The following is a 358-nucleotide window of genomic DNA, read 5'->3' on the forward strand; positions in this document are numbered from 1 at the left end:
GAAGCCAACACGCTGATGACCAATTTCCTGACCCAGTATCAGGACATTCAAGGTGTTATGGCGGCCAACGATTCCATGGCGCTCGGCGTCGTGAAGGCGCTGGATGCCGCCGGTCTCCGGGAGCGCCGCGGCATGCTGGTGCAGGCCTCGGTGAACGACCTGGGCTTCCGCCGCTGGCTGGCGCAGGCCGGTCCCGGCGCCGACGACCCGGTGCTGCGCAGTCGCTGGCAGGCGTTGCGGACCGAATACGACCACCGGCTCGACGACATCTTCACCCTGCGCCACATGTCGCGCAGTTCCGAATGGTCGCCGCGACGCATGCTGTCGTCGGCCTTCCTGCATGCCGATCCGATGCACC

The 358-nt window shown here is 66.5% G+C and carries 1 pseudogene; it reads left to right on the forward strand.

From position 1 onward, the window contains the following. Positions 1-358: pseudogene (locus SB822_RS55520) on the forward strand (hypothetical protein); the annotation flags it as partial.

Source organism: Paraburkholderia sp. SIMBA_054, assembly GCF_046534875.1.
GTDB classification, from domain to species: Bacteria; Pseudomonadota; Gammaproteobacteria; order Burkholderiales; family Burkholderiaceae; genus Paraburkholderia; species Paraburkholderia hospita.